This window comes from Pseudoduganella sp. R-31 (assembly GCF_049913235.1).
In the GTDB taxonomy this organism is placed as follows: domain Bacteria; phylum Pseudomonadota; class Gammaproteobacteria; order Burkholderiales; family Burkholderiaceae_D; genus Rugamonas.
The window spans coordinates 3,621,334-3,634,316 of the sequence record NZ_CP183986.1 but is presented as its reverse complement, the minus strand read 5'-3'; the positions used below and the strand labels follow the sequence as shown (position 1 = coordinate 3,634,316).

General features: G+C 62.6%; 11 protein-coding genes. 7 read left to right on the top strand and 4 right to left on the bottom strand.

The window, feature by feature from the left end; all coding sequences use genetic code 11:
* Positions 1-93: 93 nt before the first annotated feature.
* Positions 94-1,185 (top strand): LacI family DNA-binding transcriptional regulator, encoded by a 1,092-nt coding sequence (locus ACN9MY_RS16585; RefSeq protein ID WP_426161509.1) that lies wholly within the window; start codon positions 94-96, stop codon positions 1,183-1,185.
* A gap of 172 nt (positions 1,186-1,357) precedes the next feature.
* On the opposite strand, the gene cphA (ACN9MY_RS16580) is transcribed toward ACN9MY_RS16585, so the two are convergent.
* Both cphA (ACN9MY_RS16580) and cphA (ACN9MY_RS16575) read right to left on the bottom strand, forming a co-directional pair.
* On the bottom strand, positions 1,358-3,928 hold the full coding sequence (cphA, locus tag ACN9MY_RS16580) for a cyanophycin synthetase (protein WP_426317973.1): 2,571 nt from the start codon (positions 3,926-3,928) through the stop codon (positions 1,358-1,360).
* A 12-nt stretch (positions 3,929-3,940) separates the two neighbouring features.
* Complete coding sequence (gene cphA / locus ACN9MY_RS16575) at positions 3,941-6,118, bottom strand: cyanophycin synthetase (protein ID WP_426317972.1); 2,178 nt, start codon at positions 6,116-6,118, stop codon at positions 3,941-3,943.
* 105 nt (positions 6,119-6,223) lie between these two features.
* Here cphA (ACN9MY_RS16575) and ACN9MY_RS16570 point away from each other — a divergent pair, with 105 nt between their 5' ends.
* Both ACN9MY_RS16570 and ACN9MY_RS16565 read left to right on the top strand, forming a co-directional pair.
* Positions 6,224-8,503, top strand: a complete 2,280-nt coding sequence (locus tag ACN9MY_RS16570) for an ABC transporter ATP-binding protein (protein WP_426161506.1) — start codon at positions 6,224-6,226, stop codon at positions 8,501-8,503.
* Positions 8,496-8,960: a DUF1854 domain-containing protein gene (locus ACN9MY_RS16565; RefSeq protein ID WP_426161505.1), complete on the top strand. Its 465-nt coding sequence runs from the start codon at positions 8,496-8,498 to the stop codon at positions 8,958-8,960. The genes ACN9MY_RS16570 and ACN9MY_RS16565 overlap by 8 nt, the downstream gene beginning before the upstream one ends.
* A gap of 8 nt (positions 8,961-8,968) precedes the next feature.
* Here the strand turns inward: ACN9MY_RS16565 and ACN9MY_RS16560 are convergent, their stop codons facing one another.
* Positions 8,969-9,829, bottom strand: coding sequence for an aldo/keto reductase family oxidoreductase (locus ACN9MY_RS16560; RefSeq protein WP_426335783.1), 861 nt, complete (start codon positions 9,827-9,829; stop codon positions 8,969-8,971).
* A gap of 96 nt (positions 9,830-9,925) precedes the next feature.
* Here ACN9MY_RS16560 and ACN9MY_RS16555 point away from each other — a divergent pair, with 96 nt between their 5' ends.
* The 4 genes from ACN9MY_RS16555 to ACN9MY_RS16540 all read left to right on the top strand — a co-directional run bounded on the left by ACN9MY_RS16555 (position 9,926) and on the right by ACN9MY_RS16540 (position 12,097).
* Complete coding sequence (locus ACN9MY_RS16555; protein WP_426335782.1) at positions 9,926-10,825, top strand: LysR substrate-binding domain-containing protein; 900 nt, start codon at positions 9,926-9,928, stop codon at positions 10,823-10,825.
* A gap of 65 nt (positions 10,826-10,890) precedes the next feature.
* Positions 10,891-11,277: a bacteriohemerythrin gene (locus ACN9MY_RS16550; RefSeq protein WP_426335781.1), complete on the top strand. Its 387-nt coding sequence runs from the start codon at positions 10,891-10,893 to the stop codon at positions 11,275-11,277.
* A 45-nt stretch (positions 11,278-11,322) separates the two neighbouring features.
* The gene (locus ACN9MY_RS16545; protein ID WP_426335780.1) at positions 11,323-11,772 is read left to right on the top strand and encodes a MerR family transcriptional regulator; all 450 of its coding nucleotides are present in this window, start codon (positions 11,323-11,325) and stop codon (positions 11,770-11,772) included.
* Positions 11,726-12,097, top strand: a complete 372-nt coding sequence (locus ACN9MY_RS16540) for a carboxymuconolactone decarboxylase family protein (RefSeq protein WP_426161501.1) — start codon at positions 11,726-11,728, stop codon at positions 12,095-12,097. Before ACN9MY_RS16545 ends, ACN9MY_RS16540 begins: the two co-directional genes overlap by 47 nt.
* Positions 12,098-12,157: 60 nt before the next feature.
* Here the strand turns inward: ACN9MY_RS16540 and fnr are convergent, their stop codons facing one another.
* Positions 12,158-12,931: a fumarate/nitrate reduction transcriptional regulator Fnr gene (gene fnr / locus ACN9MY_RS16535; RefSeq protein ID WP_426161500.1), complete on the bottom strand. Its 774-nt coding sequence runs from the start codon at positions 12,929-12,931 to the stop codon at positions 12,158-12,160.
* Positions 12,932-12,983 lie beyond the last annotated feature (52 nt).

Here is a 12,983-nt window from a genome sequence, read left to right as displayed (position 1 = left end):
CTGGCTCGTATAAACCGAGGGAAACTATTGCCATGTGGTAAGATTGAGGTTTATTTTCAAAATCGCAAGCAACCTTGCCGCAAAATCGCTTTCATGCGCCAAACCCAGCCACAACCTGCGATCAGCCTTGCCGAGCAAAAGGCCATCATCCTCCGGGAAGGGCGCCGCGTCACGTCTTATGATGTCGCGCTCGTGGCCGGCGTATCGCAATCGGCGGTTTCGCGCTGCTTCAAGCCTGGCGCCAGCGTATCGAAAGCGACCTATGCGCGGGTGATGAAGGCGGCCGAAGGGCTGGAATACATCCCGAACGCGGCGGCGCGCAGCCTGATCACGCGCCGCACCAATATCGTTGCGATCGTGGTGTCGCACACCAGCATGCTGTACAACCCGGCGGCCTTGTCGGAGCTTAGCCAGCAGCTTAACCGCCGCGGCAAGCGCGCCCTGCTCTTCACCATGCAGCACGAGGGCGAGATCGAGAGCATCCTGACCGAGATCTGGCAATTCCAGGTCGACGGCGTGGTGGCCGCATCCCGCCTGACCGAGGCGCATGTCGCGGAATTCAAGCGCAGGAAGGTGCCGCTGGTGGTGTTCAACCGCCATTTGCGCGACCTGGATGTCAATACGGTGCTGTGCGACCAGTATGAGGCCAGCCGTGCGCTGGTGACTCGCCTGGCCGCGGCCGGGCACCGTCAGTTTGCCCTGATTGGCGGGCCGGCCCAGAACTCTGTGGCGCGCGAACGCTTGCGCGGCGCGCTGGACCGGATCGCGGAGTTGGGGCTGCCTGACGCGCCGGTGTTCCATGGCTGCTTTGACTATTCCAGCGGCGTCGCCGGGCTGCACGAGCTGATTGCGCGCATCGGCGCGGTGCCCGATACAGTGATCTGCGGGAATGATGCGATGGCCATGGGTTGCGTGGACGCGGCGCGCCAGCATTTGCACATCGACGTGCCGTCGCAGATGTCGGTGGTTGGGTGCGATGCGGTTGAGGGCTCAACCTGGTTGAGCTATGAGCTCACCACACTGAAACAGCCATTGCACAAAATGGCGGTGGCGACTGCGGATCTGATCTGCAACCTGATCGAGGCTGATGGGGAGCATGAGGCGGAGAAGCGGGTGTTTGCTGCGCAGTTCGTGGAAGGCGAGACGGCGCGGCTGGTGCTGCCGAAGGCTGTTCTGGCTGCCTGAAAACCGGTAAACCCGGGTCTGACCCGCAGGGTCAGACCCAGTCTGTTCGAAGGCCGCTGGTTCGGGTTGTGCGCCTTGGACTTTCGTCGGAGATCAAAAGACCAGGCCTAACACCGCCAGCAGTCGATCTGACAGGGTCTGACCCTGCGGGTCAGACCCTGGTTTACCGGTTTTAGCCGGCAGCAATCCGGTCGGCAATATGCCGCAGCGATTCTTCCACCTGATCCACCAGGATCAGGCAAAGATCCCCATCCTGCAGCCGGTCCATCGCCGTATCGATCGCAATGAACTCTCCGGTAATCTGGTCGATATTCCTGGTACGGCTTGCCCCCACCAGTCCCTGGCGCAGCAAGCCCACCACCTCACCGTCAGCGCGCCCGCGCTGGCAAGCATCCTGGTACAGGATCACATCGTCGAACGCCTTGCCGAGAATCTCGGTCTGCTCGCGAATATCCTGGTCGCGGCGGTCGCCCGCACCGGAAATCACCACCGAGCGCCGCTTGGCCGGCATCGCATCGACTGCCTGCACCAGTGCCAGCATCGCATCCGGATTGTGGCCATAGTCCGCGATCACGGTCGCGCCGCGATACTTGAAGATATTGAAGCGGCCCGGCGCGTTATGGCTATCGGTGGTAAAGGTCAGCAAGCCGCGGCGGATCGAATCCCAGTCAATGCCGGCAGCCCAGGCCGCTGCCACCGCCGCCATGGTGTTCTCCACCTGGAAGCCGATGGTGCCATTGAAGGTGATCGGCACATCGGCCAGCGGAATGCGCTGCTCGTTCTTGCCTTCCACCGCCACCAGCTGGCCATTTTCGATGTAGACGGTGCGCTTGCCCTGCGCCAGGTGCGTCGCTACAACCGGGTGGTAACGATCGGCGCCGAAGAAGATCACCTTGCCCTTGCACTTGGCCGCCATCGCAGCCACGATCGGATCGGTCGCATTCAGCACGGCGTAGCCATGCTCGTCGACATTCATCACGATCACGCGCTTCAGCACCGCCAGGTCTTCCACGGTGGTGATGTAGTTCAGGCCCAGGTGGTCGCCGGCGCCGATATTGGTCACCACGGCCACCTTGCAGCGGTCATAAGCCAGGCCTTCGCGCAGGATGCCGCCACGGGCGGTTTCGAAGACGGCCGCATCCACGTCGGGATGCTGCAGCACATTGCGCGCCGAACGCGGGCCGGAGCAGTCGCCTGAATCGATCTGGCGGCCGTTGACGTACACGCCATCGGTATTGGTCATGCCCACGCGCAGGCCGGAGGACGCGATCAGGTGCGCGGTCAGGCGCACGGTGGTGGTCTTGCCGTTTGTCCCGGTCACCGCAATCACCGGAATGCGGCCATCGTCGCCCTCGGGGAACATGGTGTTGATGATTGCTTCGCCAATCGGACGGCCCTTGCCGTAGGACGGCGACAGGTGCATGCGCAGGCCAGGCGCGGCGTTGACTTCCACCACGCCGCCATTCTGTTCTTCGATAGGACGCAGCACGGAATCGCACACCACGTCCACGCCGCAGATATCCAGGCCGATCATCTGCGCCGCTTCCACCGCACGCGCCGCCACTTCAGGATGCACGTCGTCGGTGACGTCGGTGGCTGAGCCGCCGGTCGACAGGTTGGCGTTATTGCGCAGGACGACGCGCTGGCCGATCGGCGGCACGGAATCGGCCGCCAGTCCTTGCAGCGCCAGGCGCGCCAGGGCGATGTCGTCGAAACGGATCTTGGTCAGCGCGGTACCGTGGCCGGTGCCGCGGCGCGGGTCGGAATTGACGATGTCCACCAGCTCACGCACCGAGTGCACGCCGTCGCCCACAACATGCGGAGGATCGCGGCGAGCGGCAGCAACGAGCTTGTTGCCGATCACCAGCAGGCGGAAGTCGTGGCCGGCCAGGAAGCGTTCGACCATGATGTCGTCGCGGAATTCCTTGGCCGCGTTGTACGCTGCGATGGTCTGCTCACGGGTGGTAATGTTGACCGTTACGCCCTTGCCCTGGTTGCCGTCTTTCGGCTTGACCACGACAGGCAGGCCGATTTCCAGCGCGGCTTTCCATGCGTCCTCTGCGTCGACCGCGGTCCGGCCAACGGGCACCGGCACGCCGGCGGCGTCCAGCAGCTTCTTGGTCAGTTCCTTGTCCTGCGCGATGGTTTCGGCGATCGCGCTGGTGCTGTCCATTTCAGCAGCCTGGATGCGGCGCTGTTTGGAGCCCCAACCGAAGCTCACCATCGAACCTTCGGTCATGCGGCGGAACGGGATCTTGCGCGCCACGGCGGCGTACACGATCGAACCGGTGGATGGGCCCAGGCGCACATCTTCGTCCAGCTCGCGCAGTTCGTGCAAGGCAGCTGCCAGATCGAATGGAGCGTCGTCCATGGCGGCCTTGCACAGCTTCTCAGCCCATTCCATCGCCAGGCGGCCTACCGCTTCCTCGGTGTATTCCACGACGGTCTGGTAGATGCCATCTTCCAGGGTCTGCGTGGTGCGGCTGAAGGTGACGGGGCAGCCAGCTTCGGCTTGCAGACCCAGGGCCGCCAGTTCCAGCACGTGCGCCATCGGGATGGTGTCGGCATGTCCGTCCGGCTGCAGCTGCGCCAGGCGCGGGAAGCGGGTGCGCAGGCGCACTTCGAAACCAGGGATCTTGTCGACGGAGCGTTCTTCCGGCGTGCAGGACACGATGGCTTCAACAGCCGTATGGTGGCTCCACAGATTAGGGCCGCGCAGTGCGCGGAGGCGAATAACTTCCATTCCTGGTAATCCTTAGTTTTTCTTGGTATTCCACTCGAAGGTGCGCAGCGCGGCACCAATCAGGTCCGGCGACAGGCCCATGGCCCAACCGGCGCCGATTGCAGCCAGCACTGCTTCCTTGCGGTCTTCACCGCTGGCCGGCAGGCAGGACGGCGGCAAGACAGCCAGTTCGTCGCGGCCGGCAGCCATGACGAAACCGCCATCGCGCAGGAACACGGCGCGGCCGCCATCCTGGCGGTGCGAGTCGATCGCAGGCACGTGTTCGTCGGTGCCGTAGAAGATCACGTCGCCGTCGCACAGTTCGGCCATTTCGACCACTTGCGCATCGGAGGCATTCAGCACGGCAGCGCCTTCCGGCAGCACGACGTCGACCTGAGTGCGTAGCACGCCGTACATCTGTTCAGCAGTGTTGATGTAGAACTCGCCCAGTTCCTCGTGGCCGGCGGCGTCGGTCACCACGCCCACCATGCACTTGTCGTAAGAGAAGCCTTCGCTCAGGATCATGCGGCCGGAATTGGCGAATACCGCCGCTTCCACATTCTTGTTCAGGAGCAGGCGCTCGCCTGATTCCCATTCGGTCAGCGGACCGCGCGCCACATTGCGGCCATTCAGGAACACGCCCTGCTCGGTTGCAGTACCGACGTAGCGGCCGCTCATTTGCAGCAGCCAGCCGATCAGGCGTGCGATCAGCGCGTTCTGGCGGCTGCCGGCCACGCCCACGATCGGGATGCGGCCATCGTCGTCTTCCGCGAACAGCTGGTCGGCAATCGCGTGACCAACCGGACGCGCCACGCCGCCGGCGGCAGGCTTCAGGTGGGCCAGCAAGCCGGGGCTCGCATTCACTTCGATGATCGCGCCGCCCTGCTCTTCCAGCGGCTTGGAAATGTCGGCGGCAACCAGGTCGATGCCGGCGATGTCGAGGCCAATCGTGCGGGCCGCCAGTGCTGCCATTTCGGCAACCGCCGGGTGCACCAGGTCGGTCACGTCGTTGGCCACGTTGCCGTTGACCTGGATCAGGACCTTGCGGCCGGCTTCCACCACCGAGTCCGGCGTCAGTCCCTGGCGCTTCAGGTCCAGCTGCACTTCTTCCGACTTCTTCGGTTCAACGATATTCAGCGGGAATTCTTCAGTGGTGCCGCGGCGCGGGTCGGTGTTGATCTGGCTGTCCACCAGCTCCTGCACAGAGGACTTGCCGTCGCCAGTCACCCACAGCGATTCGCCCATGGACGCTGCCACCATGCGGCGGCCAACCACCAGGAGCCGGTGTTCATTACCGACGATGAATTTCTCGACGATCACGCTCTTGCTGCCGCCGCGCACAACGGCAATATCGTAAGCAGCGCGCACGTCGGCTTCGGTCATCAGGTTCAGCGACACGCCGCGGCCATGGTTGCCGTCGTAAGGCTTGACGGCCACCGGCAGGCCGATGTCCTGCGCTTCTTCCCAGGCCTCGTCGGCGCTCTTGACCAGGGTGCCTTCCGGCACCGGCACGCCAACGGACTTCAGCAGGTCCTTGGTCATGTCCTTGTCTGAGGCAATGCCTTCGGCGATGGCGGAGGTGTTGTCGGTTTCCGCAGTCCAGATGCGGCGCTGGCGCGCACCGTGACCCAGTTGCACCAGGTTGCCGTCGGTCAGGCGGATATGCGGAATCTTGCGGTCGGTCGCCGCGTCCACGATGGAGGCGGTCGATGGGCCGAGGCACAGCGATTCGACCATCGAAGTCAGTTTTTCAACGGTGGCGGCCAGGTCGTATGGCTTGTCTTCGATGGCCGCCATCAGCAGGTCCTTGCCGGCGGCCAGTGCGGCGCGGCCAACCTGCTCCTGGCGGGTGCGGAATGCCATTTTGTAAATGCCGCTGCCTTCGGCGGTCTGGCGGGTCTTGCCGAAGCCGGTACGCATGCCGGCCAGGTTTTGCAATTCCAGCACCACGTGCTCGAGGATATGGCCGGCATAGGTGCCGTCGCGCAGGCGCTCGCAGAAGCCGCCGCGTTCGCCCACGCCGCAGCGATGCTCGATCAGGCCAGGCAGGAAGGCCGTCAAGCGTTCATAAAAACCGGGGAGTTTGTTCGAGGGGTAGTTTTCAAGCTCGCCGATATCCAGCCAAGCCTCGATCACCGGGCGATAGGTCCAGATGTTCGGTCCGCGCAGGTGTGTTACACGGAGAAACTCAATGTCTTTCTTTTTTGTCATGTTTTAGCTCTTGTACCTCTTGCGGTATACTCCGCCCGTCCTTCTATTTTCCCACTGTTTCGCAATTCTTGCCACTTGGCAAAGAGTGCCGGAGTCTGATCCACAATGATAACAAACCAACTTTCCTCTGAGCTCAGCCTGACAGAACTTCCCGACAGGTGGCGCACAGAGTTGCCAGCGCTTGCCCCCGAAGAAAACGTACTTGGCGCGCTGGAGGTTGACCTGGACTCCAAGCTTCACTTCAACAAAGGCCTGGTACTCCTTACGGAGCGCCGCATTATGGCACGCGCACCCGGTGAAACGGTATGGCGAGATTGGACTTATCGTCCTGGCATGTCGCTAAAACTGCACGATCACGCCGGTGTCGGCCACCTGGAACTGGTGGATGACAAGCAGCGCCTGGCCGCGTGGCGCTTTACGCTTGGCCAGAACCTGCTCGCCATCCGCCTGTCCGAGAACTTCCCGCGCCTGCTGGAAGCGCACGTGCACGGCAAGCCGCTGCAGCAGGTCGAACAGAATTCCTGCCCTACCTGCAAGGCGCCGCTGGAAGCCGACCAGGAAGAATGCCCGGTCTGCACCAAAGTCGTCCACACGCCGCCGTCCACCTGGACCCTGTTCCGCCTGTGGCGCTTTGCGCGCCCCTACCAATGGCAACTGGCGCTTGGCTTTGCAATGATGCTGCTGTCGACCGGCGCGCACCTGATCCCGCCGTACATCATCATGCCGCTGACGGACAACGTGCTGATCCCTTACCAGAACGGCAAGCCGGTGGAGCACATGCTGGTGGTGCAGTACATGGCAGCGTTGACCGGCGCCGCCGTGCTGGCGTGGATCTTCGGCTGGGCCAAGACCTATGTGCTGGCGCTGGTCTCGGAACGCATCGGCGCGGACCTGCGCACCACGACGTATGAACACCTGCTGCGCATGTCGCTGGAGTATTTCGGCGGCAAGCGCACTGGCGACCTGATGTCGCGCATCGGCTCCGAATCGGACCGCATCTGCGTCTTCCTGTCCCTGCACCTGCTCGATTTCGCCTCCGATGTCCTGATGATCATCATGACCGGCGTGATCCTGTTCACCATCGATCCCTGGCTGGCCATTGCCACCCTGCTGCCGCTGCCCTTCATCGCATGGATGATCCATCTGGTGCGCGACAAGCTGCGTACCGGCTTTGAAAAGATCGACCGCGTCTGGGGCGAAGTGACCAACGTGCTGGCCGATACGATTCCAGGCATCCGCGTGGTGAAAGCGTTTGCGCAGGAAACCCGCGAAGCAACCCGCTTCCGTACCGCCAACAAGCACAACCTGGCCGTCAACGACAAGTTGAACAAGGTATGGTCGCTGTTCTCGCCGACCGTGTCCTTCCTGACCGAACTGGGCATCCTGGTGATCTACGTGTTCGGCATCTGGATGATCTCCAAGCACAACATCACCGTCGGCGTCCTGAGCTCCTTCGTCCTGTACGCCAACCGCTTCTATGGCAAGCTGGATTCCATGAGCCGCATCGTGTCGGTGACGCAGAAGTCCGCTTCGGCCGCCAAGCGCATCTTCGACATCCTGGACCACGTGTCGAGCGTGCCCGATCCGGTGCAGCCGGTGAAGGTCGAGAAGGTCCGCGGCGACATCACGCTGCGCGAAGTGGGCTTCCGCTACGGTAACCGCGCCGTCAACCGCGGGGTGAACCTCGAGATCAAGGCCGGCGAAATGATTGGCCTGGTGGGCCATTCCGGCTCCGGCAAGTCGACCCTGGTCAACCTGATCTGCCGCTTCTACGACGTGGCGGAAGGCGCGATCCTGCTGGACGGCGTCGATATCCGCAACTACGCGGTGTCGGACTACCGCCGCAATATCGGCCTGGTGCTGCAGGAGCCATTCCTGTTCTTCGGCACCATTGCGGAAAACATCGCCTACGGCAAGCCGGAAGCCACCCGCGAAGAAATCATGAAGGCCGCCCGCGCAGCGCACGCCCACGACTTCATCCTGCGCCTGCCGCAGGGTTACGATTCGATGGTGGGCGAGCGCGGCCAGGGCCTGTCGGGCGGTGAACGCCAGCGTATTTCGATTGCGCGCGCGCTGCTGATCGATCCACGCATCCTGATCCTCGACGAAGCGACTGCATCGGTGGACTCGGAAACGGAAAAAGAAATCCAGAAGGCGCTGGACAACCTCGTCGCCGGCCGCACCACGATTGCCATTGCGCACCGTCTCTCAACGCTGCAACGCGCGAACCGCCTGGTGGTGATGGACCGCGGCAAGGTCGTCGAAGAAGGCCCTCATGAAGAACTGATGGCCAGGGAAGGCGCCTACTACCGCCTCTACCAGGCGCAGGCACGTAACGTCGATACAGACATGGATGACAAGGCAAAGAGCCGTGAAGATGATTAATTTTACTTTGAGCCGGGACAGCTTCGGTAAGCTGAACCTGATCGACGCCAACGGCGTGCTGCATGAAGGCGTGTCGCCGGTACGCGCGTTTCCCATCCAGGCGCCGGATGAAGGCCTGTCGCTGGTAAACACCGACGGCAAGGAAGTGGCCTGGCTGGATCGTATTTCCGACCTGTCGCCGCAACTGGCGGACATTGTGCGCGAAGAACTGGCCGGCCGTGAATTCATGCCGGTCATCCAGCGTATCGTGGACGTGGGCAGCTATGCCTGCCCTTCCACCTGGAGCGTCGAAACCGACCGCGGCGATACCACCTTCGTGCTGCGCGGCGAAGAAGATATTCGCCGCATCGGCAGCGTTTCCTTGCTGGTGTCGGACAGCCACGGCATCCACTTCCTGATCCGCGACCAGTTCGCGCTGGATAAGCACAGCAAGAAGATCCTCGATCGATTCCTCTAAGCGCGCCGCTAGCGCGCCATGCCATCCAGTTCCGCCAGGACCTCGCCGGGCAAATCGAGCGCCTGCGCGGCAAGGTTCTCCTTGAGGTGGGCAATCGAGGTGGTCCCCGGAATCAACAGCACATTCGGCGACCGGTACAGCAGCCAAGCCAGGGCCACCTGGTTCGGGGACGCGCCCAAGCGGGCGGCGACACGCGACAAGGTAGACGACTGCAGCGGCGAGAACCCGCCCAAGGGGAAGAACGGCACGTAGGCGATACCATCGCGTGCCAGTTCATCAATCAAGGCGTCGTCATTGCGGTGGGCCAGGTTGTACTGGTTTTGCACGCACACGATCTCGCACATCCGCCGGCCCTCGGCTACCTGGGCATGGGTCACGTTGCTCAAGCCGATGTGGCGTACCAGGCCTTTGCGCTGCAGCTCGGCCAGCGCGGCAAGCGGCTCTTCGATCGAGCCCTCAGCCGGCTGCATCGGATCGATCATCAGGCGCAAATTGACGACATCCAGTTTGTCGAGCCCCAGGTTGCGCAAGTTGTCATGCACGGCCTGTTCCAGTTCAGCAGGCGAACAAGCCGGCAGCCAGGAAGAATCGGCGCCGCGCCGGGCGCCAATTTTCGTGGCAATCACCAGGCCATCGCGGTAGGGGCGCAAGGCTTCGCGGATCAATTGGTTGGTTACGTGCGGGCCGTAGAAATCGCTGGTGTCGATGTGATCGACACCGGATTCAACCGCCGTGCGCAAGACCTTCAATGCGCCTGCTGTATCGGCCGGCGGCCCGAAAACATGCGGCCCTGAAAGGCGCATGGCGCCGTAACCCATGCGATTGACGATCAGGTCTCCGAGGCAGTAAGTGGATGGTTGCTGGGACATGGTAGAGCTCCTTTTCAATGAGGTTCCCAGTCTAGAAGCGAATCGACCGTTCGATAAGCCGGTATAATCAAAACAGCCCGTACGAAAATTTGCACAATGCGCGTCGATCTTGCCGACCTGAATGCTTTCATTGCCGTTGCACGCGCCCAAGGCTTTCGCGATGGCGCGCGTGCGATGGGCGTCAGCGCATCCGGTCTCAGCGAAGCGGTGCGCCGCCTGGAAGCCCAGTTGGGAGTGCGGCTGCTGAACCGCACCACGCGCAGCGTCACCTCCACTGAAGCGGGCAAGCGCCTGCTGGCGCGCCTCCAGCCCGCCCTGTCAGAAGTCGATGCCGCCCTCGCCGAAGTGAACGGCTTGCGCGACCGGCCAGCCGGCAGATTGAGGCTGAACGTCCCCATCAGTGCAGCACGACTGGTATTGCCGGCCATCGTACCGGCGTTCCTGGCCGCCTATCCCGACATACAACTGGAAATTGCCGCAGAAGAGGGCCTCGTCGACGTGCTTGCCGCGGGCTGCGACGCAGGCATTCGCTATGACGAGCGCCTTGAGCAGGACATGATCGCGGTACCCATCGGCCCACGGGTCCAGCGCTTTGCCGCCGCTGCCGCGCCTGTCTACCTCGACAAACGCGGGCGGCCCGACCATCCGCAACAACTGCTCCAGCACGATTGCTTGCGCATGCGCTTTGCCGGGCGCGCCGTACCGCCATGGGAATTCAGGCGCGATGGGGAAACCGTGAAAGTCGATGTCAACGGCCCCTTGCTGGTGGAGCCATCCGGTGCCGTTGAACTGATCGTCGACGCGGCCAAGGCAGGAAGCGGGGTCATCTATCTGTTCGAAGACTGGCTGCGCCCGCACCTGGACAATGGCGCCCTGGAAGCGGTGCTGGAACCCTGGTGGCAATCCTTTACGGGCCCTTTCCTCTACTACCCAGGGCGCCGGCTGGTTCCGCCGCCCTTGCGCGCCTTCATAGACTTTGTCAAAAGTGAAAATTGACATGGATCATGTGCCCGAATTTTTTCCAGCGGCACAATTGCGGTTCGACACTACTGGAGAACCCCATGGATTCCATCGTCTTCGGGCCGGACCTCGCACTGGGCATTCCCGTTCTCGACCAGTCGCACCGCATCGTCTTCGACATGCTCGACGCCATGGAAAGCCTGCCCCGTCCCGCCTTTGACGCAGCCTGCCGCGACCTGGCAGCTGAATTCATGGAACACCTGCGCGAAGAAAACAGCCTGATGGAGCGCATCGCCTACCCGGCTGCCCAGGCCCACCGCGCAGCCCATGGCTACTTGCTGGAAAAGGTCGCCCGCACCCTGCGCCTGCTGAAGGACGACGAGGAAGCCACGGCACGCGACATCATCCGCACGCTGCCGGACTGGCTCGAAGCCCACATCAACACGATGGACCTTGCGCTCGCAGTTGCGGCTTCCCGGTTAGAGTAATAAAGTGCTTGACTTAGAGTGCACTCTAACTTTTACGATCACCCCATGGAATCGCACCTGAGCATTGACGAAGTCGCCAAACGTACCGGCCTCACAGCCTACACCCTCCGCTATTACGAGCGCATCGGGCTGATTGCCCCGGTCAATCGTGCAGCGGGCGGCCGGCGGCGCTATGCGGCCTCGGACCTTGCCTGGATCGAATTCCTGCTGCGTCTGCGAACGACCCATATGCCAATCGGCAAAATGCAGTCATTCGCAAAACTTCGCGGCGCTGGGGACTCGACGGTGCCGGAACGGCGCCGGATGCTGGAAGAGCATATGCAGAACGTGCTCGCCGAAATCGAGGCGATGCAACAATCTGCAGCATCATTGCAGGCCAAGATCGAGTATTACCGCTCCCTGGAGCAGTCCCTGGCGTCGAATCCAACCACCGATGGAGCACATGCCAATGAACACCGAAAGCCGCTACGAGCGCGGGCTCGCAAAACTGCGTGAAGTCGACGGCCAGGCCGGCGACCGCGTCGTGCAAAGCCTGGAAGATATTGCGCCCGATTTCGCCCGCTACCTGATCGAATTCCCCTTTGGCGACATCTATTCGCGCCCGGGGCTTGACCTGAAATCACGCGAGATCGCTGTGGTGGCCGCGCTGACCGCCATGGGCAACGCTGCGCCCCAGCTCAAGGTGCACATCCACGCCGCCCTCAACGTCGGCGTCAGCCGCGAAGAGATCGTGGAGACCATCATGCAGATGGCCGTCTACGCCGGCTTTCCGGCTGCGCTCAACGGCCTGATGGCCGCCAAAGAAGTGTTCGCGCAATAAAAAAGGGGCAGCAAGAGCTGCCCCATACACCCCCTACAGGTGAGAAAACTGGTAAGCCGGTCAGGCGACAGCGAGTTCCTGCGCCATGCCGCCGGACGACATGGCCTCGAGCCTGGCGCGGTCGGTAATGCGCAGATCGCGGTTGCTCAGGACGATCGAGCCATCCTGGCGCAGGCGGGCCAGCTGGCGGCTGACGCTTTCCACGGTCAGGCCCAGGTAGCCGCCGATATCTTCACGCGACATGCGCAACTGGAAGCTGGTCGAAGAGTAGCCGCGCTGGGCGTAACGGCCAGCGAGGTTCAGCAGGAACATGGCCAGCCGCTGTTCGGCGCGCATATGGCTCAGGAACAGCATCACCGACTGCTCGCGCTGGATTTCGCGGCTCATGGTGCGGTGGAACTGCTGCAGCAAGCCGGGAATCTGCATCACCAGCTCTTGCAGGCGGTTGAAGGGGATCTCGCAGACTTCACTGTCCTCCAGCGCCACGGCATTGCAGGAATGCTGGCCATTGCCGATGGCTTCCATGCCCAGCAGGTCGCCGGCCATGTGGAAACCGCCAATCGTCTGTTCGCCGCGCTGGTTCACCTGCACGGTCTTGAAGTGGCCGAAGCGCACGGCATACAGGCTGTGGAAGCTGTCGCCGGTCTTGTACAGCGGCTCGTCGCGGTTCACGCGGCGGCGGCGGGAAATGATCTGGTCAAGGCGAGCAACATCTTCGTCGGCCAGGCCCTGTGGCAAGCAAAGGCGGTTGAAGCTGCACAGCGAGCATTTGGCTGCGACTGGTGCGCAGGATTTGGTGGCGTTTGCAGGGGTGATTGGGATGACCGGGCTCATTTTGCTGCTCCTTGTTTTCGATGGAAGCAGTATCGCGCCCGGCGTCATTTCC